Source organism: Streptomyces sp. NPDC048483 (assembly GCF_040651455.1).
Taxonomy (GTDB): domain Bacteria; phylum Actinomycetota; class Actinomycetes; order Streptomycetales; family Streptomycetaceae; genus Streptomyces.
The window spans coordinates 32,769-54,396 of sequence record NZ_JBEZJZ010000054.1 but is presented as its reverse complement, the minus strand read 5'-3'; the positions used below and the strand labels follow the sequence as shown (position 1 = coordinate 54,396).

Here is a 21,628-nt window from a genome sequence, read left to right as displayed (position 1 = left end):
CGAGATACGCGCAGACCTCCACCAGGCACTACTCGAACTCGCCTGCTCCATCATCTGCTTGCGACGACTACGAACCGCATTCTGAAACGATCAGTTAGAGGGCGAGGAGTTCATTGGCGAGGGCCACGATCTCGAGCGGGTGCCGATCGCCGCGCACGTGGATGGCGGCAGCCGACAGGCTGCGCGGGACGGCCCCGGCGTCGAGGAGGACGCGCCAGTCCTCCGGCCCGAGCCCGAGGAACTCCAGTCCGGTCAGCTTGGCGATCTCCACCGGGTCGGCGAGCGTACCGGGGCAGGCGCTGAAGGTCCGTAGGCGGGGCAGCCCGGTGACCGGGGCGAGGCTGAGCGGCTCACCCTCCCGCACGCCGATGCTCAGCGCCTCCAGCCCGGCGTGGGCGGCGGCCTGAACACTACTGAGACTTCGGATGTTGACCCAGGCCACGGCCGGCGGCTGGTCCCCGGACCGGCCGCCGCGTTCCTGCTTGCGCCCGTTCCTCACCAGGTCGGTGAGGGAGTCGGCGACCAGGCCGGCGCCGGTGCTCTCCTCATGGCTGACGATGATGATCTGCCCTGCGCGTCCGCGCGGGCCCGGTGTCAGGTCGACGGCGATCCGGTCGCCGCCGCCGTTGTCGCCGAAAACGATCCAGCCGGGCGAGCCGACCAGCCCCTGCACCGCGGCATCCGGCGGGGTGACAACCGCCTCCAACGCCGCGGACTCCCAGCGGCACGGACGGGACGGGGCGTCGGCGATGTGCAGGTCATCCAGTGGGAAGAGCTCGACGCCGACCGCCGCGAAGACGCGCTCCGCCGCCTCGTCATCGTCGCCCCAGTCCTCCCACCGCGCGCGCGTGACCCGGTAGAGCACCTTGAGCTCATCGGGCAACGCGACGCCGAGACGCGCTTCCGCGGTGGCGATCTCTGCCTCGGCCGCGCCGATGGCATCGGGGGCCCGCTCGCGCAGCGTCCGCTCCAGCAGCGCCAGATCCACCGACGGGGCGGGTGCGGCACCGGACACCGGTTCGGGCAGGCGGCGCCAGGGCTCGGGGACCGCGTCCCACACCGTCGACCCCTAGGGGCTGGTGGCCAAGGCCGGCACCTGGTACCTGGTCGCCGACCACAAGAGCAAGCCGCGGCTCTTCCGCACCGACCGGTTGTCGCAGGTCAGAGTCCTCGAGCCCGAAGCGCGCCGCCGGCCCGGCGTGGCGCTGACCCAGGTCTGGCACGGTCCGTCACCTGCCGCAGTTCGGCACCGACGTCCAGGTCATCGGCCCTTCCGAGGCCCGCGCGGAGATGACCCGCGCCATCGCCGAGTCGGCCGGACTCTACGGCACTGCCTGAACTGCGGCTTCGGGGTGGCCCTGTTGGCCGTGTCCTCGTATCGCTACGGCCAGGTGGCGTGACCGGTGCCGGCGGTGCGGGTCAGGTGACGGGGCGGGCTGCGCCCACACTCCGGTGACGAAATTCCTGCAGACAAGCGAGGGCCACGAACTACATTGGTTCCCAGGGCAGTTGTAATCGTGATCAGGACGCGCGGAGGCGACGCCGGTGAGTGTGGATGTACGGGATGTGGTGTCCGACGTTGTTGCCCAACAGGCGCCGGAGGAGCTGCCGCTGGTCGACGGCCTGGCCCGGCTCGATCACGACGAAGCGGTGCGGCTGCTGAAACGCCGCAACACCAGCGCGCCGCTCGGCTTCGGACTCTCCGAGATCGCCGCGGTGATCACGCCGGTGGTGTGGATCGCGGTGGACGAGGCCTGCCGCGCCTCCGTCGGGAGGCTGATGGGCCGGGTCACGCCGAGGCTTGCGGCCCTGGGGCGCCGGATGCTGCGCAGACCTCCGGCGCCGTCGCCCGAAGTGCCCGCGCTCACCGCCGAGCAGCTGAATTCCGTACATCGCCGGGTGTGCGAGGGGGCGGCGCGGGCCGGACTGGAGGGGGCCGCCGTGGAGGCACTCGCGGACTGCGTGGTGGCCCGCCTGGCCCTTGAACGGGACGCGTTGCCGGCGGTTTCGCCGCCTGCCGAGCCGGAACCCGAAGCCGGGCCGCATGTCGGGGGCGCGTCCTGAAGGCCGGTGGCGCACCACCTGCTCAGGGCGGCGCCCCGCCCGGCCCGGACGACGACCAGCACGGCAGGATCGACCCACGAGTCCTGCCGATGGGCACCACCCTGCGCTTCGCCCTCTTGGTGCTCGTGATGGTGGTGGCGACCATCAAGATGGTCAACTCGATGTTTGCACTGGCCCCTTGGGGCGACAAAGCGATCACATGCAACTTCGCGGCGGGCTTCGATCCGAACGTCCGGATGCTGGACTCGATGCAGCTCAACACCCAAGGGCTGCGGGAACTCAAGGACTGTGTGGCCCCCGGCGCCGTGCTCACCGACTTGCCCGGCATCGCCGGCGCCGTGCTGGTGCTGGTGTCGGCCGCCGCGCTCTACGTCTGGCTGCCGCGCTGGAAGTCCAGGCGCGGACGGGTGATCTCCGTCGACGAAGCGGATCCCGGAGAGGAGTTGCGGGCCGAGCTGATGCGCCTGGTGGCCATGGCGCGGCTGCGTACCGTACCGGCCTTCGTGGTGGACCCGGCCTCCTTCGATGCCGGTGCCGAGGCGTTCGGCCGGGCCGGTCGGCACACGGTCTGTCTGCACGCCGGGCTACTGGTCGCGCGTCGCGGCAGCGCCGACGGGCGGGCCGGATTCCACGCCGTCGTGCTGCACGAGCTGGCCCACCTCCGCAACCGGGACGTGGACCTCGCCTACGCCGTCACGGCGCTGTGGCGGGTCTTTCTGGCACTGGTCGTCGTGCCGTTCACGGTGCTGTACGGGGGCAGCTTCGTCGCGGCGCAGTTCTTCGGCGCGTTCTACGGGGCCGACGCCCTGTTCTGGCCCGCCGGGCGTGCCGGTGTGCTGCGGGCGGTGGCGCATGCGCTGTTCATGGTGCTCCTCGTGGTGCTGGCCCGCGCCGACGCCCTGCGCCACCGTGAGTTGTACGCCGACGCGGACGCCGTCGCCCTGGGGGCGGCGCGCGGGGTCTGGGACGGTGCCCGGGATCGCGGGAGCAGTGTCCGTTTCCCCGCATCCCTTCAGATCCCCACATACCTTCAAAGGGTGCGCAGTGGGGTTTCCGCGTGGTGGAGCACCCATCCTTCCTGGGCCGTGCGCAGACGGTCGCTGGCCGATCCGGCGGCGCTGTTCTCCCTGGGCGCGGAGCAGATGTTCCTGATCGGCTGGGCCGCCCTCGTCTCCGCACACACCCTGTCCGGCCTGTGGGGCAATACGGTGGCGACCTGGGCAACCGCCCTGCCCCTCACGGCACTTGTCACCCTCGCCGCCTGGCGGTCGCTCGCCTATGCCGAGCATCACGGTCTGCGCGGGCCCGACGGTCTGCGCTCGGGCCTCGCGCTGGGAACCGGCCTGGCCTGCGGTGAGCTGACGACCGGCATCACCAGCGGCGCCGGGTGGCTGCCCGAGCACCCCGAGGTCTTGCTGGGGCTGCTGGCCTGTGCCGTGGTGTTCACGCTGTGGACCGTGGCCTGCGCACGGCTGCGGCTGCGGACGCTGGGCGGCGCCTCGTTGCGTACGGCGATCTGGCTGCCGCTGCTCGCCTCCTGCCTGCTGGCCGCGGCCGGCTTGAACTGGTGGCTGCGGTTCGGCTTTCTGTACCTGGCGGGAGACATCCTTACCGGGGGTGGCCTACAGCAGCAGATGACCCGGACTTTTCCCGGGCAGTGGAGCGAACACGCGGCGGAACTCGACTGGTTCACCGCCACCATGCCCCAGGCGGCGATGCTGGGCACGAGCGCACTGTTCCTCGGCGCGACGATGGTGCTGTGGGCGTATCCCCTGGCTCTCTGGCTACGACGGACCCGGGTGTACGGCCCGGCCGCCGGGCTGCGGTCGGCGGTGACGGCCGGGCTCCTCGGCGGTGTCGTCTGTCTGGCGGGGCTGGCCGGCGTCATGGCCAGTATGCACACCTGGCAGCCGCCGCTCGGAGCGCCCCTCGGCGCCTTCTCGATCCTGTACCTGTGGTGGGCGGCCACCGCGATCTGGGCGGGGGTGGCACTGACCGGTGCGGTGGTTGCGGTCACCTCCCGGCACCGGTGGCTGCCGCGCGCGCTCATCGCGGCGGGAGTGGCTCAATCCGTTGCGGTGGTGGGGCAGTTCGCGCTCGGATCGGTGGACGGGTGTCTGGGGCCGCTGCGGACCCTGGGCCACAGCTGCCACTGGGTGCCCAGCGCGAGCTGGCTGTTCACCCAGGGCCTGGCCGGCGTGGCGCTGCCCTCCGTCGTCGGCGCCGCACTGCTGGCCGTGATCACCAGAGGCGCGGCGGCCGCGCTGCGCCGGCGGACCGCGACGCGACAGCCCCGGCCGGCCCCAGCCGTCCCCGCGGCACCCGTGCGCCCTTCCCGCAGGCGCTCCTTGGCCGCGCCGGGCGGCCTGGCCCTGCTGCTCGTCGTCGCGGCAGTCGGTCCGGCGGCGGTCGCCAGTCAACGGCCCGCGGCGGCGCAGACATCGTCCGCGATGACACCACCGCAACCGCCGAAAGCATCCGAACGGATCCGGACCTTCCAGTTGCTCGCCTGGTACAAGGTGGACGGGCAGCGCAGCATTGCGCAACTGACCTCGGACTACGGCGCGTTCCGCAAGCAACTCGACGAAATGGTGCAGGCCGCGAAGGACCGGCCGCACGACATGGTCCGCTTCGACTCGAAGCGGCTCCGTAAGACATGCGCCGCGCTCGCCAAGGACGCGACCACCGCGCGCCGCCTTCCGATCCCGGACCGCGACCTGCAGGCCCCCTGGTCGTCGTGGCTCAAGACCACCCTCGGCGCAGGCCGGAACTGCGTGAGGCTGGTGGACAGCAACCGCAACAACCCGGCCGAGAACGACACCATGCTCAACAGACTCTTCCAGGGCTACAGCCAGTCGGCCAAGGCCCTCGGCCCGGTCGTCCGGCAGATGGAGGCCGCAGCCCGCCTCTGGCCCCAGTGGGTACACATCAACAAGCACCCACAACCGCGCCCGCCGGCCCCGTGAGGGAGATGCCGACTGCTGGGCAGCGGCCGGCCTGACCCGGCAGCCGTGGGCAGTCACAGCTCCAGGCCCCGGGCCGGTCCCAGCCGGTACCGCGCGCCGAGGCTGCTGGTCTGTTTGTACGTCACGGACCCGTTGACGGGTTCGTGCGAGGCGGCGCTGCCGGACACCGGCCACACCTGGATCACATACTCCTCGACCGGGGCGGTGTCGTCGCGGGGGTCGCCGTCGTCGCGGTTCCTTCCGTAGACGCGGACTCGGTAGTCGCCGGAGCCGGGCAGCGGGAGGACGTCTTCACCGTCTGCTCCTGTGGTGCCGAAGTCCATTGTGGCCGACGGCCACACGACGTGGATCTCTGCCGCGTCCTGCCAGGTGTCGAGGTCCATCGGGGGCGCGGCGTCCCACAGTTCGGCGGTCACGGACACGGTGCCGATCTCCTGGCCGCACAGAATCTTGATACCGCTGCCGTCGGTCGGTGCCGCTTCGACCAGGCCGTTGCCGGTCCATTCCGGCTCGAACTCCGCGACCAGGTCCTCGTCGACCAGGTCCACGGTGGAGGCATCGATGAACACGCGCGGGTTGGTGGCGCGACGGATCAGCTGGGCCATGGGGCTCGTCCATTCAACGGGATCGGGGCCAGGCCCCAGGATGCGGCCCGGCCCCGCAGCGTGCGACCAGAAGGGCGAATCCACGAAGACATTACGGAGAGGTGCTCTCCTGTCGGTGCCCCGGCCGTGCTCGCCCCGCTCGCGAAGCCTCCCCGGCATCCGTCGGCTCGAGCACCTTCCGCATCAACGACGCCGCGCAACGGGCCGGGAAAGATCTCGGCCGCGCGGGAGGCCGGCGGTGGCTGTCAGGTGGAGACGGCAGGAAGGACCTGGCTCAGCAGGCGCTGGAAGGAGTGCCGGTCCTCCTCTCCGAGGCTTTCCAGTCCCGTGAGGTTGGACATCAGCTCCGAGCGGATCTGCCGAACGGTCTCCTCGCCCTCCTCGGTCAGTGTCACCCTCTTGACCCGCCGGTCGGCGGGGTCGGCCTCGCGGCGTACCAGACCACGTGCCGCCAAGCGGTCGACGATGCCGGTGACGTTCGAGGCATCGCAGGCCAGCAGGTCGGCGAGGGTCCTCATCGGCATCGGCCTCCGCAACAGGCCGAGCATCTTGCCCTGCATCAGGGTGAGATCACGTTCCGCCGCCACGGCCGCGAAGTTCCGGTAGTAGAGGGCCGCGGCCTGTGCGAGCTGGTCCATCAGCTGCAGGGGCGTGGGCGCGGGAGCCGTCGGCGGGACCGACGGGACCGGTGGTGGTGCGGGCGGGTTCGGGCGAGTCATGGCACCAGCGTAGGCGAGATTGCTTGACTTTCTCAACCATTGAGGTTTACCTTCATCTCATTGCTTGAGGACTTCAACCATGTAAGGCTTCAATCTCCCTGGAGGGTGAGCCGCCCGTATGCGTCACGTCCCCCCACACCTGCGTCACGTCCCCCTGCACCGGACGCTCGCCACCGCCCCCCTCCCGGTCACCGCCGGTGAGCCCCGTCAGCCGGTGGCCGAGGCTGTTCGCGCCGAGGTCTGACCGCCCGCGGATCCACCTCGCACCACGTCACCACACATCGCCCCACGTCATTCAGGAGCACCACCATGCCCTCCGCCCTCTTCGTCGTCACCGGTGCCGACCACTGGACTCTCGCCGACGGCACCCCGCACCCGACCGGCTACTGGGCCGAGGAGCTCGCCGAGCCGCACCGGATCTTCCGCGAGGCGGGCTACGAGATCACCCTCGCCACCCCCGGCGGTGTCCCCGCCCCCGTCGATCAGGGCAGCCTGAGCGCGGCGGCCAACGGCGGCACGGAGCGCGCCGCCGCCATCGGCGCGTACCTCGACGTGATCCGCGACGGACTCGACGCTCCGGCCACGCTGGAGGACATCGACCCCGACGCCTACGACCTGGTCTTCTACCCCGGCGGCCACGGCCCGATGGAGGACCTCGCGGTCAACGAGGCCTCCGGCCGGATCCTCACCCGTACGCTCGACTCGGGCCAGCCGCTGGGTGTGGTCTGCCACGCCCCCGCCGCATTGCTCGCCGCCCGCCGCGAGGACGGCAGCTGGCCTTTCGCCGGCTACCGGATGACGTCCTTCACCAACGCGGAGGAGGCCGCCGTCGGCCTGGCTGCCAAGGCCCCGTGGCTGGTCCAGGACCGCCTGGTCGAGCTCGGCGCCGACTTCGTCGAGGCCGCCCCCTTCACCCCGCACACCGTGACCGACCGCAACCTGTACACCGGTCAGAACCCGGGCTCCTCCGCGGCCCTGGCCCATGCGCTCCTCGACGCCCTCTCCACCGACCCCGCGACGGTGGCGGCACGCCTGCGGACCAGCTTCGACTCCGGCCGCACCAAGCCGCTCGCCTGGCGCCTCGGCCGGCTGAGCGCCCTGCGCGCACTGCTCACCGAGCAGTCCGACGTCCTCCTCGCCGCGCTGCACGCCGACCTCGGCAAGGGCCCCACCGAGGCGTACCGGACCGAGATCGGCTTCACCCTCAACGAGCTCGACCACACGGTGCGGCACCTGGAGGAGTGGCTGCGGCCGAAGCCGACCGCGGTTCCGGAGACCTTCCGCCCCGCCGATGCCCGGGTGGTCCGCGATCCGCTCGGCGTCGTGCTGATCATCGCTCCGTGGAACTACCCGCTTCAGCTGGCCCTCGCCCCGCTGGTGGGTGCCCTTGCGGCCGGCAACACCGCCGTGGTCAAGCCCAGCGAACTGGCCCCGGCCACCTCGGCCGCGCTGGCCCGGCTACTGCCCCGCTACCTCGGCCGGGACGCCGTGGCCGTCGTCGAGGGCGCCGTCCCCGAGACCACCGCGCTGTTGGAGCAGCGTTTCGACCACATCTTCTACACGGGCAACGGAACGGTCGGACGGATCGTCATGACGGCCGCGGCTCAGCACCTCACCCCCGTCACCCTCGAACTCGGCGGCAAGAGTCCGGTCGTGGTCGAGCCGGGTGCCGACCTGACCGCCACTGCGCAGCGGATCGTCCGCGGCAAGTTCCTCAATGCCGGCCAGACCTGCGTCGCCCCCGACTACGTCCTCGCCATCGGCGACACCGCCGCCGAACTCGAAGCGCAGCTGGCCCTCGCAGTCCGCGCGGCGTACGGCGACGACCCGGCGGCCGACCCCGAGTACGGACGGATCGTCAACGAGCGGCACTTCGACCGGCTCACCGCCCTGCTCGGCTCCGGACGCGTCGTCACCGGCGGCGACCACGACCGCGCGGGTCGCTACCTCGCCCCCACCGTTCTCGCCGATGTCTCCCCAGAAGCCCCCGTGATGCAGGAGGAGATCTTCGGCCCGATCCTGCCGATCATCACCGTGCCCGACCTCGATGGCGCGCTCGCCTTCATCAACGAACGCGACAAGCCGCTCGCGCTGTACGCCTTCACCGGCTCGGAGCGGACCAAGCAGCGGCTGACGGAGGAAACCTCCTCCGGTGCCCTCACCTTCGGCCTGCCCGTCTCCCATCTGGCCGTGCCCGAGCTGCCGTTCGGCGGCGTAGGGGAGAGCGGCATGGGCCGCTACCACGGTGAGTACTCCATCGACACGTTCAGCCACACCAAGGCAATCCTCGACAAGCCGCTGAACTGACCGCCACCGGCCAACCCGCCCAACCCGCTCAAAGGAATGACGACCACACCATGACCACCCAGCACCCCATCGACCACCGCGCCGCCGTGGCGGCCGAGACCACCAAGTTCACCGCCGTGCTCAAAGGGGCCGACCTGGCAACCCCCGTGCCCACCTGCCCCGAATGGACCCTGACCGACCTGGTCAAGCACGCCGGCAGCGTGCAGCGCTGGTTCTCGGCCCTGCTGCACGCACGCGTCCAAAGCCCCCCGCAGAGCCGCGAGGTAGACCTTCGGCTCCCGACGAGGACGGACGCCTACCCCGAATGGCTGGACGAGAGCGCGTCCGTGGCCGCCGACGCGTTTGCAGTCACCGAGCCGGACCTGCCCATGTGGGCGTGGGGCGCCGACCAGCACGCCCGCTTCTGGGCGCGCAGAATGCTCTTCGAGACCCTGCTGCACCGGACCGACGCCGAACTGGCCCTCGGACTCCGGCCCGCGATCGACCGCGCGCTCGCGGTCGACGGCATCGACGAATTCCTCGTCAACCTCCCCTTCGCCACCTCTTTCGCACCCAAGGTGGCCAACCTGCGCGGGACCGGCGAGACCCTCCGCTTCCGCACCACCGACGCGAACGCCGACTGGCTCGTCCGGCTGCGCCCCGACGGCTTCGGGATCGACCGAGCCGGCGCAACAGCAGACACCGCCGCGGACGCGACCGTCCAGGCAACCGCAGCCGACCTCCTGTTGCACCTCTACGGCCGTCGGCACCACCACATCGAGGCCGTCGAGCACGAGGGCGACCAGGACCTGCTGGTGCACTGGGTCGCCAACTCCGCCTTCTGACCGGCCATTTCGGAGGAGAGGCACGGGCGGCCAGTGGTCGTGGTCGATGCATCGTTCCGGTGCCGGCCGGGGTCCCATGGCCCGTAATGAATGAGTAAAGCGACTGATAGTGTCGTCAGCTCGTCCATTTCGACCTATTTCGAGGACTGTGCATGAGCGTCCCCACTCCGCCCGACGGCCAGAAGCCCGGTCGCGAGGCGCCGGAGGACCACGACCCGTGGAGCCCGCCGCCGCCCGGACCGGCCCGTGCCTACGGGGCGCCGCACCCGATGGCGCCGATATCGGTGTCGCAGCCTCGCAACGGCATGGGCATCACGGCCCTGGTGCTCGGCATCGTCGGCGTAGTTCTCGGCCTGCTCGTCGTCTTGTTCTGGATGTCCTGGCTGCCGGCCCTGCTGGCCGTGATCTTCGGCTTCGTCGGGCTGAGTCAGGCGCGCAAGGGTGTGGCGACGAACAAGGGCATGGCGCTGGCCGGTGTGGTCCTGGGCGGAGTCGGCCTGCTGACGGCGGTCGGCGGTGGAATCTTCATGATCGCAGTGGTGAAGAAGGCCGTCGACGAGGTACGCGCGGAGGTCAAGGAGGCGAAGGCCTCGGCGTCGGCGGCGGAAAAGGCCCGGCACGTGCCATTCGGCGAGCCGTACACGTTCGAGAACGGTCTGAAGGTCACGGTCGCCAAGCCGCGGCCGTTCGCCCCGGACGCCTACGCCCATGGTCACGCAAAGGGCAACAAGGCCGTCCAGGTGACGGTCACCGTGGTCAATACCGGCACCGAGCGGGTCGAGGTCGAGACCGGGCTGCCCGATGTGAGCGACGCCAACGGAGCCTCGACGGAGTTGGTGATCGACGGGAGCGGGCGGCAGAAGGTCATCACCGGCTATGTCCTCCCCGGCAAGCGGGCCGTCGGGAAGTACGCCTTCTCGCTGCCGCACGATGCCGCCGACCGGATCGAGGTCGAGTTCAGTCCCGACGCGATGCGGTGGAAGGACGCCTACTGGAGTGGCCCCACCGACTGATTCCGGCTACGTGCCGGGACGGATCGGAAGGGGGTGGTGCCACTCGCCGCTTCGACCGGCTCGTCGAGGAGGAACTGCCCACGCCAGTCGATGAGTTGGGGTCGAGGCGGTTGCCGATCACCACATCTGGGTGTGACGCTCGTGCAGCCACACCACCGGCCGTCGCGAACAGCGACCCTCGCATGGACAACGCGTCGGCGACCCGTTGGGCGCCGACGCGCCGACGTCCGGATCAGCTCTGCTGCTCGCTGATGTTGACCATCCACGTGATGCCGAACTTGTCCGTGCACATGCCGAACACGTCGCCCCACATCTGCTTTTCCAAGGGCACGGTCACGGTGCCGCCGTCGGACAGCTTCTCCCAGTAGCCACGCAGTTCGTCCGAGTCGTCGCCGCTCAGGCTCACCGCGAAGTTGTTCCCGGGTGTGTGTTCCATACCGGGCGGAGTGTCGGCACCCATCAGTGTGAATCCGCTGGTGGTCTCGAGCAGGCTGTGCATGATCTTGTCGGCGTATCCGGGGGGCATCTCGGAGCCGAAGTTGCCGTAGGTGTTGACGGCCAGATTGCCGCCGAGGACCTCCTTGTAGAACTCCATGGCTTGCTTCGCTTCACCGGAGAAGCTGATGTACGGGTTGAGACGAGAGGCCACAACTTGCTCCTTTCGTGACGAATGGTCAGCGCGGGCAGCCTACGTGCGTCAGAGGCGAATTCGGGCGACCTGAGGGGCGTGGTCGCTCGCCCGGGCGGGTGCGGTCCTGGGCGCCGCCCTTGGATCGGGGCGCGGATTCGGTGTGGCGAGCACTCCAAGGGCGCGGGCCCTCGAAGTTCACTGCCGCTGCGCTGACGAATCGAGACAACGGAAGGGTAAGAATCAAGCCTCCCTGACATTACCGTGAGTTATGCCACAGTGTGGTGGTGTGGCGGTCTCCTATGGTGATCACGGTTGCCGACGGGCATTGCACTCGGCTTCCAGGTGGATGAACTCCGTTGTCTGGTCCGGTATTTCGGACTGCGACGAATGCCACCGTCGGGGGATCTGAAGGAAACGGGTGGGGGATGGCGACAGGGCCGAGCGGGGGAGCACCCGTGCTCTGCGCATCGTTCTACGAGCGCCTGGACGAGGCGAAGTTCGTCGGCAGTTCATTCACTGCGGTTCCATGCGGCCGAAAGGGCTTGCACCCGGCGCGGGTGACGCTCGATCTGCTCGGACAGATTCCCGTGGCAGAGCTCACGGTTGAGACGTCCGTGCTTGCCTGCGACGGGCGAATGTCTCCGCCCTGACGGTTCGACGGTGATGACGCCGGGCGGGGCCGGAGCGAGTCATTCCACGATGCGTGACCGTGAAGACGAGTGCGCCTGGGCATTCCGGTCGATGTTCCTCGCCCAGCGGGTGACGGAAATTACCGATTGGCAATTCAGTGGCAATTTACCGAGCGGCAACTTTACTGAGTGGCGATTTGTCGAGAGGGGTGAACACGCTATTTTTGCCAGTAGCAGAGTTCGCAGCTTTTCCTTTTTTGTGATCCTGGCCGGTGTCGTCGCCATCATGGCGCACACCGCGATGCCCACGCCGATCTACTCGATCTACAGCAAAGAGTTCGGGCTCACCACGCTTCAGGTGACCGAGGTGTATGCGATCTACGCTCTGGGCGTGATCGCGGCGCTGGTGGCATTCAACTCCCTCTCCAACACCACCGGCCGGCGGCCCCTGCTGATGATCGGGCTGATCTGCAGCGTCGCTTCCAACCTCGTCTTCCTCAATGCCAGTTCGATCGCCTTTCTCTTTGCCGCCCGGCTGCTGACCGGACTCGCGGCGGGAATATTCATGGGAACCGCGACCGTCGCGGCGGTCGAGGTGGCGCCGCAGGGAATCGCGCAGCATTCCGCCGTGTGGGCCACGGCGGCCAATATCTTCGGCCTGGGGCTCGGGCCCGTGATCGGGGGACTCGGCACGCAGTTCCTCGACAGGCCGCAGGATGATCTTTTCCTCGGTCACCTTGCCGTGATAGCCGTCCTCGTCGTCCTCCTGCTGATGACCCGGGAGCCGCTGGCCAGGTCCGATCGGGTGCCGTTCTCCTGGAAGGGGCCGAAGCCGCCTTCCGGGAACCGGCTCACGTACGCCGGGCTGACGATGGTCGGCGTTTCCGGGATGGCCACACTCGGCATGCTGGCGGGTCTGACTCCGCACTTCCTGAGCAGTTTCTCTCCCCATGCGAGCGGTCTCGCCGCCGGGCTTGTCGTCGGCTGCGGCTTCGGCGGCTCCGCGCTCGCGCAGTTCGCCTTCCGCCGACTCACCATCACCCGCGGCCTGGTGTCCGGAGTCTGTGTGATGAGCCTTGGCCTGCTGGTTCTGATCGCGGCAATCTTCTTCGGCAGCAGAGTCCTGTATGCCTGCGCGGCATTGCTCGCCGGCCTTGGCCAGGGCCTGTCGATCGCCCGGTCCATTCAGGAGATCTCGCTCAAGACGTCGCTTTCTGAGCGGGTGAGCGCAGTGAATCTCTTTTACGTGGCGCTCTACACAGGTGCAGCGGTGCCCGTCATCGGTCTGGCCTTTATCGAGAAAAGTTTCGGTCTGACCACGGCCGGTTTGGCATTCTGCCTGTTCGCGCTGGCCTTTGCCGCCATCGGAGTCCTTCAGCTGATCAGGGCCGGCATGTGGCGCAAGGAGCCCGCGGTGGAGCTCTCGGAAGCCGTCAAGACGTGAGCCACGGCGAACCCGGGAACCCGGGAACCCGGGAACCCGGGAACCCGGGAACCCGGGAACCCGGGAACCCGGGAACCGGGGAACCATGTCCTCCGCAGGGCATCCCCCGACCGCAGCTCGTCAACAGGCGCCGAGCGCCCGCGGTCGGCAGGGTGGAGGCATGAGCGACTCACCCTGGCCCCGCATCGTGGTATGTCCTCCGGCACCCGCCGGCCGCCGCCACGTTGTCCCCGTCCGCCGCTGCCAGGCCCCCACCAGGTCCTGGGCCACGTCGCTGCCAGGGCATTGAGATGAACACGGCGCTGAACCGACGCCTGGGCGCCGGACTCCTGCACCATGCGGACACCCTTCCCGATCACATTGCGCTGACCATCGGCAGGCGTGATTACACCTACCAGGAGGTTGCGCACACCGCCCGGCGGTGGGCGGCTTTGATTGTCGAGGCAGCAGGACCCCGGCCGCGGCGGGTCGGTGTCCTGGCCTCCCGCAGTGAGGCCGCGTACCTGGGGGTGGCCGCCGCGCTGTTCGCCGGAGCGGCCTTCGTCCCGCTGAACCGGGAGCTCCCCGTACGGCGGACCCGGACCATGCTGGAACAGTCCGAGGTCGACGCGCTGATCGTCGACGAGGCGTCGCTGCCCCAATTGCCCGAACTGCTTCGAGGCCTGCCGCGGCGGCCGGCTGTGCTGCTGGCCGACACCCTGCGCGCCGACGTCCCGGATCTCGGCGGCGGCCGGGGTCCCGGCGACGGCCCCGTCCTGGACGCGGCCGATCTCGCGGCTGCCGCTCCGCTGCAGCGGCTGCCCGAGGCCGGCCACGATGACCCGGCGTATCTGCTCTTCACCTCGGGCAGCACCGGTGACCCCAAGGGAGTCCCCGTCACCCACTCCAACGTCCGGTCCTTTCTCGACGCGAATCAGGACCGCTATCGGCTGACACCCGACGACCGGCTGACGCAGATCGGCGACCAGACCTTCGACCTGTCGGTCTTCGACCTCTTCATGGCCTGGGAGAACGGGGCGCGGGTCTGCCCGATGGACCCCCTGGAGCTGCCGGCGCCCTTGTCCTACCTGGAGCGCAACGGGATCACCGTCTGGTTCTCGGTGCCCTCGGTGGCCGCGGCGCTGCGCATGCGGGGCGTGCTCACGCCCGGATCGATGCCCACCCTGCGCTGGAGCCTGTTCTGCGGCGAGGCGCTGCCCAGGGCCACCGCCGAGGCCTGGCAGGCTGCCGCGCCCGGATCGACCGTGGAGAACCTGTACGGCCCGACCGAGCTGACCATTGCCTGCACGGTCCACCGCTGGGACCCGTCAACGAGTCCGGCGCAGTGCGTGCACGACAACGCGCCGATTGGGCAGCCGTACCCCGGCCTGCATACGCTGATCGTGGACGAGGACCTGGCTCCCGTCGCAGAGGGGGCCACCGGTGAACTGTGCGTGGCCGGTCCCCAGACCACGCCCGGCTACTGGCAGGCGCCCGAGCTGACCGCCGAGCGCTTCTTCGCACGCGAGGGCAGGACGTACTACCGCACGGGCGACCTGGTGCGTATGCATCACGGCCAGCTGATCTGCATCGGCCGCAACGACCAGCAGGTCAAGGTCGACGGTTACCGGATCGAACTGGGTGAGATCGAAGCGGCGCTGCGCCGGTCCGGAGCGGTGGAGGCGGTGTGCCTGATGTGGCCGGACCCAGGGACGATCACTGCCGTGATCTCCGGTGTGACGGATCCGACCGCCGTGGCCGATGCGTCCGCGGACAGCCTGCCGCCCTACATGGTGCCCAGCGCGCTGCACACCGTCGAGATCATGCCGGTCAACGCGAACGGGAAGGTGGACCGCACCGTGTTGCGCCGCTGGTTGGACGACCGGGCGCTCCGTCCGCAGCCTCCGGAGCCGGCAGAAGCAGCAACTCCTCCAGGCGGATGCCCATGACCATGCCCATGCCCACGCGGATGCCCCTGCGGAGCGGTCCGGACGGCTGAGGGCCGGTCTCTCCTTGGACGGGCTGATCAAACGGGTTCCTCGGACGGGCTGATCAGACGGGCTGATCGGACGGGGCCGACGTCTGGAACGTACGCCGGTATGCACCCGGGGAGACCCCGATCGCGCTGTGCAGATGGTGCCGCAGTGTGGCGCCCGTACCGAAGCCCACCCGTTCGGCGATGCGGTTCACCGGCAGGTCGCTGCTCTCGAGCAACTGCCGGGCCAGGTCGACGCGTTGCTGAGTGAGCCACTGCCCGGGGCTCAGCCCCACCTCGGCCCGGAAGCGCCGGGTGAACGTGCGGCGGCTCATACCCGCGTGCTGCGCCAGGTCGCTCAGCTGGAGGGCCTCGTGCAGCCGGTCGAGCGCCCAGGCGCGGGTCGCGGACGTCCCGGCATCCGAGCTCTGCGGCACCGGCCGCTCCACGTACTGCGCCTGACCGCCCTCCCGCTGCGGAGGGACAACGCAACGCCGTGCCACGTGATTGGCGACCGCGCTGCCGTGGTCCAGCCGGATCAGGTGCAGCAGCAGGTCGATGCCCGACGCCGCACCGGCCGACGTCAGCACGCGCCCCGCGTCCACGAACAGCACATCGCCCGCGAGCCGGACCTGGGGATACAGCCGCTGGAACCGGGCGGCGTGGTACCAGTGCGTGGCCGCGGCCTTGCCGTCCAGCAGTCCCGCCGCCGCCAGCACGTACGTGGCCAGGCAGATCCCCACGATCCGGGTGTCGGGGCCGATCCGCGCCAGGGCCTCGGCCGTACGGCGCGGCAGCGCATCCCCGTCGACGATCTCGCCGAACGTCTCGGACGCGGGGATCACCACGGTGTCCGCGTCGGCCAGCGCCGATGCGTCGCGCTCCACGGTGACGCCGAAGTCGGCGGCCGTCCGGACCGGCTTCCCGTCGAGCGAGCAGGTGATCACCTCGTAGAGCGGCCGGAGGTCGGGATCGGTGGCGGCCCCGAACAGCCGGGACGCCAGACTCAACTCGAACGGTATGACCCCGTCCAGGGCCAGGACCACGACACGATGCATGGCCCAATATTTGCACATCATGGCCTCTGGGCCACTATCGATGCAGGTCAGTGCGGTTCATTCTGAACGCATGACCAAAATGAAGGCGATCAGCCAGAACGCGTACGGCGGCCCCGAAGTCCTGCACGAGGTCGAACTCGACCGCCCGTCGCCCGGTCCGTCCGAGGTGCTCGTCCGCGTCCGCGCGGCGGGTATGAACCCGACGGACTGGAAGCACCGTCAGTTCGACGGCTTCCTCCACCGTCTCCCCCTGGTGCTCGGCTGGGACGTCTCCGGCGTCGTCGAAGCCGTGGGCATCGGCGTCACCCTCCACAAGGTGGGCGACGAGGTTTTCGGCATGCTCCCTTACCCGCACGGCGTCGGCTCGTTCGCCGAGTTCGTGGTGGCCCCGGCACGCGCGCTGGTCCGCAAGCCGAAGAACGTCGATCACGTCCAGGCGGGTGCGATCCCCCTGGCCGCCCTGACCGCCTGGCAGGTCCTCGTGGACGCCGCAAAACTGCAGCCCGGCCAGCGCGTGCTGATCCATGCCGCGGCGGGCGGCGTGGGCCACTTCGCCGTGCAGATCGCCAAGGAGCTCGGCGCGTATGTGATCGGCACCGCCAGTGCCCCCAAGCATGCGCTCCTGCGCGAGCTCGGCGCCGACGAACTGATCGACTACCGCACCGAGGACTTCACCGAGATCGCCCCGGTCGATCTCGTTCTGGACACCCTTGGCGGCGATACGGCCCTCCGCTCCCTCAACACCCTGAAGCCCGGTGGCCAGTTGATTTCCCTCGCGCCCCCGATGCTTCCCAAGGACCTTCTGGACCGGGCCGCCGCCCTGGGGGTCCGGGCCGACCCTCTTCTGGTCGAAGCCGACCAGGAGGGCATGCGCGCGATCGGCGACCTGGTCACCGCGGGCAAGCTCAAGCCCGTCATCGAGGCCACCTTCCCCCTCGACCAGGCCGCGAAGGGCCACGAACGGGGCGACACCGGCCGCGTCACCGGCAAGGTCGTCCTCACCGTCCCCTAGCGGCCAGGCCGTAGCCCTGCCTTCGGGGAGGGGCCGGACTGGGCCGACCATGGGTCCTCGCCGACCCGGGCACGGCGGGGGCGGTGCGCATCCCCGACCCGGCCAGGGGCGGTACGCGCCCTCCCTCTCCCCGCGGGGGCCGGGACGCCGGCCTGTTCCGGCAATGCCCCACCGTTGGGGTACGCGATGTCCGGCTCGCCGCCCGCGCCGGCCGAGCGTGGCCGAGTCCATGAGCAGCCGGACCGTACGGCTGCCGGACCCCCGCACTCCTGATCACCGACCGACAACTCACGTCATGGTGTCAGGCGTTGTGAGAGGCCATCTCGTGTGGCGGGTCTGCGGCGGCGGACAACGCTGCTCGACACCGGCCTTCTGGTCGAACTTGCGGCCGGGCGACGCCGCGGCCTGCTCAGGGTGCGGAGGGGGAATCAGGGGCATCTCCCGGGCCGACGCCGGTTCGTGACGGTCATGGAATTCGACACGCCGCCGGGCGATTATGCAATATTTCGCATTAACCTTTGATAACTGTACGGAGCTGGACAATCGCAGACCGCATCCGATCGATCTACCGGAGATGAAATGCGCAAGTTTCGTAAGGCTGCCGTCGTGGTCGCCGCGCTCGGCGGCGTCGGCCTCCTTGGTGCCGGCACCGCATACGCCCACGGAGGGACGGGCGGTGAGACATGGAGCGTCTGGTCGGGCAGCTCGTGCCGCTTGCATGGTCTGGGTGCTGACGTCCTCGGCGAGGTCGGGGTCGTCAACGGCGCGCAGCTCACCACGATGGGCGCGTCCATGGGGTGCAACAACACCGTCGGCAAGTAAGAGGCCGCCTCGTGTGGGGAGCCAATAGCCTCGCAGCGTGGTGATGGTCGAGCGTCTGGTGTCGGCCGGGTGCTCCTGTGCCACCAAGACGCCAGCGGTCTTGCGGCCCGACTGCGGGATGGGGTGGGCGCCCGCGTCCGGGCGCTACCGAAGAGCAGAAAAATGGGCCCCGGCGCCGGACCTGTGACCGGCCGCCGGGACCCATTTCCGTTTATCCGTTACTCGCCGACGCTGTTGTTGCATCCCATGGACGAGCCCATCGTGGTGGACTGCACGCCGGGGCTGCCCAGGCCGCCGCCCAGGTTGCCCGCCAGGCCGTTCGCGACGCCGACCTCGCCGAGCACATCGACGTTCGTGTCTTCCGATCTACATGAGGTGCCCTGGCTGATGACGATCTTGTCGCCGCCCTTCGACTTGCCGTGGTCGCCGCCGCTCGACTTGTCGTAGCTGGAGTCGCTGCCCTTCGACTTGCCGTAGCTGGACTCGTTGCCGGTCGACTTCTCCTGGCGGTAGTCGCCGCCCGTTCCGCTGCCGGCGTAGGCGGTACCGGCGCCCAGGAGGCCGACGCTGCCGAGGACGGCGACCACGACGGCAGCCTTGCGAAGCGTGTACATGTCTTCTCCGTTGATTGAATGGATGTGATCTGTAGCAGATCAACTTCATACAGTTACGGGAGGGTAATATTGAAAGCTCTGACAACCAATCAGCGACGCGCCGAATCCCCGCCCCAACGCGCATGCCTGGAATTGGCGTCGAGCAGCGTCATCTACTCCCGGACATCTGTCATATGAGATTATTTGCGGTCATGGCCTGCATCAATCAGGTACCCGTGCATACGCCTGGCCGTCGGCTTTGTTCCCCCTCGCGGCGGAGTGGTGTCCGACCTGAAGAGGATGTGACGGATTCACCGAGATCGGCATTGTGGGTGGCTGTAGAGGGCCACTGGCCGACAGTTATGGGGCCCGGCAGGCGCCCCGAAATCCAGGGAGAAACACCGTGCATGGGAAAACGGGGAACTTCAGGACGGCAGGGACGGCCGTGACGCTCGCGCTGACCGCTGCCACCTTTGTCATTCCTCTCGCTTCGGCCCAGCCCGCCGCTGCCGCATCGGAATGCAAGGGCAGGATTGACTACGCCAATTCACGAAACCATTACGCCATGCAGTCCAGCAAGCGAGGCAATACGGACGAGGCCGCGAGGTACAACCACGCCACCGTCAAGGGGATCGGTCCCGCCGTGCCCGCCTGTCGGAACGCACACAACCGGGAGCGGGTCAGGGATCTCCTGAAGCAGTCCGAGGACTGCGCCAAGCGGGCTTTGGGTGCCAATCGGCACGGAGACAAGCGCAGGGGCCGCGAGTTCGAGGAGATGGTGAAGATGCGCCTCGATGAGGCGCTCTACAAGGCCTGACGCCACCTGTTCCGGACGGCTCGCTGCCCCTGCGGGGACACCACACTGCCCCTTGATGAGCGGCGGGCCGTCTCGCCTTACCCGCCCTGCGCCGCCGCCACCCCCGTCACGTGACTCATCGGTGCTCGGTGCCCGTCAGGGATTCGGGGTGGCGAATACCGTCCCGAGGCTCCTGAGCCGGGGCCCGCCGGCGGAGGCGGGGAAGCCGGTGGCGCGGCCGGAGCGGGGACGGTCCGCGTCGGGGAGGAAGGCGGTGAGCGGCGGCCCGGAGAGTGCAGCCGCGTCAGGGCATGCCCCGAACTTTCCTCGGCGCTCCTGCCCCTGCTCAGGGTCAGGCGGAAGCCCAGGTCGCTGAACTCCTTCAGCCAAGCCCGCAGTTCCGTCCCCGCGTTCGCCGTCATGTCGGCCATCGATCACAGCGCCGGCACTCTCGTATCCATATACCCCCAGGGGGTATATGATGCCGTCAATGGCACTGCGCGGCAGGGCAGTTCGGCTGCCTGGCGACCCGAGGAGAGCACCATGAAGAGCACGCTGAAGATCACCGCCTACACCGCAGCGCTCGCCGCGTCCTTCGCCGCCGCTTACGGGGTGGGAAGCACCGTCGCCCCCGCCCCCGTCGCCGCCGACGCACCGGCCGCCCATGCCGGGCATGGGGCCAACCACGGCGACACACCAGGCGGCGGAGGCGAGCGCCATGCTGGCGGGGGAGGGGCGGCGGGCGGTCATGGCGCACCCGCCGGCGGACTCGAGATCTCCGAGGGCGGCTACACCCTCGACCTCCAGACGCTCCGTATTGCAGCGGACCGCACGAGTGAACTGCGCTTCGCCATCCGCGATCGCGCGGGCCGGCAGGTCACCTCCTACCAGCGCGAGCACGACAAGGAGCTCCATCTGATCCTCGCCTCCCGGGACTTGCGCACCTTCCGGCACCTGCACCCCACTCGGGCCGCCGATGGCACCTGGAGCATTCCGGCCACTCTCCCCGAGGCCGGTGCCTACCGGCTCTTCGCCGACTTCACCCCCGCCGGCAAGGGCGCCAACAACCTCACCCTGGGGGCGGACCTCGCCGTCTCCGGCGACTACCGGCCCGCCCCGCTCCCCGCCACCTCCGCCGTCGCGGAGGTCGACGGCTACACCGTCACCCTCGACGGCCGACTGCGCCCCGGGACTCCGGGCGCGCTGACGGTGAAGGTCACCAAGGACGGCCGTCCGGTCACCGACCTCGACCCGTACCTCGGTGCGTACGGCCACCTGGTCGCCCTGCGCTCAGGCGACCTGGCCTACTTGCACGTCCACCCCAACGGCGAGCCCGGTGACGGGGAAACCAAGTCCGGACCCGAGATCTCCTTCACGGCCACGGCCCCGAGCGCCGGTGCCTATCGCCTCTTCCTGGACTTCCGGCACAAGGGCACGGTCCGCACCGCCGCCTTCACGGTGCGGGCGGACGGCGGCGGAGATGCAGGCAAGGGGGCGGAGCCCGAAGCGACCCCTGGGCACCAGCACTGAGGTGAGGGGAGGCCGGTGCCGGTGTGGTGGCGCTGATCCTGCCGCGTACCGAGGCCCCGTGCTGGAGACGGTGAGGGTGCTGGTCACCCGTACGCGGCAGACGTCCTCGCCGAGGACGCGCACACCTCCGGCGTCACCACGGTCATCGCCGCCGAGACCGGTCAACTCCAGTGCCTGTTCGCGGGCCACCGCACCAGCGACGCCACCCGTCGTCGCCTGCAGCGCTCGCTCGACCTCGAAGACAACGGACTCGGCTCCGACGCCCCCAGACTGACGCCTCTTCGTCTCTCTTTGCCGTCAGCCGGTGAAGCGTCGGACGTAGCGCTTCTGCCAGGGGGTCTCGACGGCGCGGGGGTCATAGTTCCGGCGCACGAAGTCCACCGCCCGGTCGGCGGGTACGCCGTCCAGAACAGCGAGGCAGGCCAGGGCCGTTCCGGTTCGGCCGCGGCCGCCGGCGCAGGCGATCTCCACACGTTCGGCGTCGGCGCGGGCCCATGCCTCGCCGAGGACGGCTTGGGCCTCCGTGTGACTGCTGGGCAGCTTGAAGTCCGGCCAGCGCAGCCACCGGACTTCCCAGGGTGACGGGGGCGGCGGCTTGCCGAGCAGATACACGGCGCAGGCGGGCACCGGACCGTCCACAGGTCCTCGCGCAGATTCCCCG

18 protein-coding genes and 2 pseudogenes are annotated in these 21,628 nt (G+C 69.6%); 13 read left to right on the top strand and 7 right to left on the bottom strand.

Annotated features, from left to right (window positions below):
- Positions 1-94 precede the first annotated feature (94 nt).
- A pseudogene (locus tag AB0D04_RS25095) lies at positions 95-1,051 on the bottom strand (SMI1/KNR4 family protein); the annotation flags it as partial.
- A gap of 28 nt (positions 1,052-1,079) precedes the next feature.
- On the opposite strand from AB0D04_RS25095, the gene AB0D04_RS25090 reads away from it, so the two are divergent.
- From AB0D04_RS25090 to AB0D04_RS25080, 3 genes are all read left to right on the top strand, one after another.
- Complete coding sequence (locus AB0D04_RS25090) at positions 1,080-1,400, top strand: WYL domain-containing protein (RefSeq protein WP_362707296.1); 321 nt, start codon at positions 1,080-1,082, stop codon at positions 1,398-1,400.
- A 145-nt stretch (positions 1,401-1,545) separates the two neighbouring features.
- Positions 1,546-2,064 (top strand): hypothetical protein, encoded by a 519-nt coding sequence (locus AB0D04_RS25085; RefSeq protein WP_362707294.1) that lies wholly within the window; start codon positions 1,546-1,548, stop codon positions 2,062-2,064.
- A gap of 89 nt (positions 2,065-2,153) precedes the next feature.
- Entirely contained in the window at positions 2,154-5,030 is a 2,877-nt protein-coding gene (locus AB0D04_RS25080) for a M48 family metalloprotease (protein WP_362707292.1), read from the top strand.
- A gap of 53 nt (positions 5,031-5,083) precedes the next feature.
- Here AB0D04_RS25080 and AB0D04_RS25075 read toward each other — a convergent pair whose 3' ends face one another.
- Together AB0D04_RS25075 and AB0D04_RS25070 are read right to left on the bottom strand one after the other, a co-directional pair.
- The gene (locus AB0D04_RS25075; protein ID WP_362707289.1) at positions 5,084-5,635 is read right to left on the bottom strand and encodes a hypothetical protein; all 552 of its coding nucleotides are present in this window, start codon (positions 5,633-5,635) and stop codon (positions 5,084-5,086) included.
- A gap of 245 nt (positions 5,636-5,880) precedes the next feature.
- Entirely contained in the window at positions 5,881-6,354 is a 474-nt protein-coding gene (locus AB0D04_RS25070) for a MarR family transcriptional regulator (RefSeq protein WP_362707286.1), read from the bottom strand.
- A 309-nt stretch (positions 6,355-6,663) separates the two neighbouring features.
- Between AB0D04_RS25070 and AB0D04_RS25065 the strand changes: the two are divergent.
- The 4 genes and pseudogenes from AB0D04_RS25065 to AB0D04_RS25050 all read left to right on the top strand — a co-directional run.
- Positions 6,664-7,356: pseudogene (locus tag AB0D04_RS25065) on the top strand (type 1 glutamine amidotransferase domain-containing protein); the annotation flags it as partial.
- A complete protein-coding gene (locus tag AB0D04_RS25060) occupies positions 7,330-8,661 on the top strand; it encodes an aldehyde dehydrogenase family protein (RefSeq protein ID WP_362707300.1) in 1,332 nt (443 codons plus the stop codon). The pseudogene AB0D04_RS25065 and the gene AB0D04_RS25060, both read left to right, overlap by 27 nt.
- A gap of 50 nt (positions 8,662-8,711) precedes the next feature.
- On the top strand, positions 8,712-9,485 hold the full coding sequence (locus tag AB0D04_RS25055; protein ID WP_362707284.1) for a maleylpyruvate isomerase family mycothiol-dependent enzyme: 774 nt from the start codon (positions 8,712-8,714) through the stop codon (positions 9,483-9,485).
- Between the two features lie 152 nt (positions 9,486-9,637).
- Entirely contained in the window at positions 9,638-10,498 is an 861-nt protein-coding gene (locus AB0D04_RS25050; protein WP_362707281.1) for a DUF4190 domain-containing protein, read from the top strand.
- 232 nt (positions 10,499-10,730) lie between these two features.
- Here AB0D04_RS25050 and AB0D04_RS25045 read toward each other — a convergent pair whose 3' ends face one another.
- On the bottom strand, positions 10,731-11,147 hold the full coding sequence (locus tag AB0D04_RS25045) for a VOC family protein (protein WP_362707279.1): 417 nt from the start codon (positions 11,145-11,147) through the stop codon (positions 10,731-10,733).
- A 681-nt stretch (positions 11,148-11,828) separates the two neighbouring features.
- Between AB0D04_RS25045 and AB0D04_RS25040 the strand changes: the two genes are divergently transcribed.
- The gene (locus AB0D04_RS25040) at positions 11,829-13,202 is read left to right on the top strand and encodes an MFS transporter (protein WP_362707276.1); all 1,374 of its coding nucleotides are present in this window, start codon (positions 11,829-11,831) and stop codon (positions 13,200-13,202) included.
- Between the two features lie 290 nt (positions 13,203-13,492).
- Positions 13,493-15,130: an amino acid adenylation domain-containing protein gene (locus AB0D04_RS25035; protein ID WP_362707273.1), complete on the top strand. Its 1,638-nt coding sequence runs from the start codon at positions 13,493-13,495 to the stop codon at positions 15,128-15,130.
- A 103-nt stretch (positions 15,131-15,233) separates the two neighbouring features.
- On the opposite strand, the gene AB0D04_RS25030 is transcribed toward AB0D04_RS25035, so the two are convergent.
- On the bottom strand, positions 15,234-16,214 hold the full coding sequence (locus tag AB0D04_RS25030; protein ID WP_362707271.1) for a helix-turn-helix domain-containing protein: 981 nt from the start codon (positions 16,212-16,214) through the stop codon (positions 15,234-15,236).
- A gap of 79 nt (positions 16,215-16,293) precedes the next feature.
- Here AB0D04_RS25030 and AB0D04_RS25025 point away from each other — a divergent pair, with 79 nt between their 5' ends.
- Together AB0D04_RS25025 and AB0D04_RS25020 are read left to right on the top strand one after the other, a co-directional pair.
- Positions 16,294-17,226 (top strand): NADP-dependent oxidoreductase, encoded by a 933-nt coding sequence (locus AB0D04_RS25025; protein WP_362707297.1) that lies wholly within the window; start codon positions 16,294-16,296, stop codon positions 17,224-17,226.
- 579 nt (positions 17,227-17,805) lie between these two features.
- Positions 17,806-18,048, top strand: coding sequence for a hypothetical protein (locus AB0D04_RS25020; protein WP_362707268.1), 243 nt, complete (start codon positions 17,806-17,808; stop codon positions 18,046-18,048).
- A gap of 218 nt (positions 18,049-18,266) precedes the next feature.
- Here the strand turns inward: AB0D04_RS25020 and AB0D04_RS25015 are convergent, their stop codons facing one another.
- The gene (locus AB0D04_RS25015) at positions 18,267-18,662 is read right to left on the bottom strand and encodes a hypothetical protein (protein ID WP_362707265.1); all 396 of its coding nucleotides are present in this window, start codon (positions 18,660-18,662) and stop codon (positions 18,267-18,269) included.
- A gap of 424 nt (positions 18,663-19,086) precedes the next feature.
- Between AB0D04_RS25015 and AB0D04_RS25010 the strand changes: the two genes are divergently transcribed.
- Entirely contained in the window at positions 19,087-19,458 is a 372-nt protein-coding gene (locus tag AB0D04_RS25010) for a hypothetical protein (RefSeq protein WP_362707262.1), read from the top strand.
- Between the two features lie 522 nt (positions 19,459-19,980).
- Complete coding sequence (locus AB0D04_RS25005) at positions 19,981-20,967, top strand: hypothetical protein (protein WP_362707259.1); 987 nt, start codon at positions 19,981-19,983, stop codon at positions 20,965-20,967.
- Between the two features lie 297 nt (positions 20,968-21,264).
- On the opposite strand, the gene AB0D04_RS25000 is transcribed toward AB0D04_RS25005, so the two are convergent.
- Positions 21,265-21,606 carry a protein-tyrosine phosphatase family protein gene (locus tag AB0D04_RS25000; protein WP_362707257.1) on the bottom strand — a complete coding sequence of 114 codons (342 nt, stop codon included), beginning with the start codon at positions 21,604-21,606 and terminating at the stop codon, positions 21,265-21,267.
- Positions 21,607-21,628: the final 22 nt, after the last annotated feature.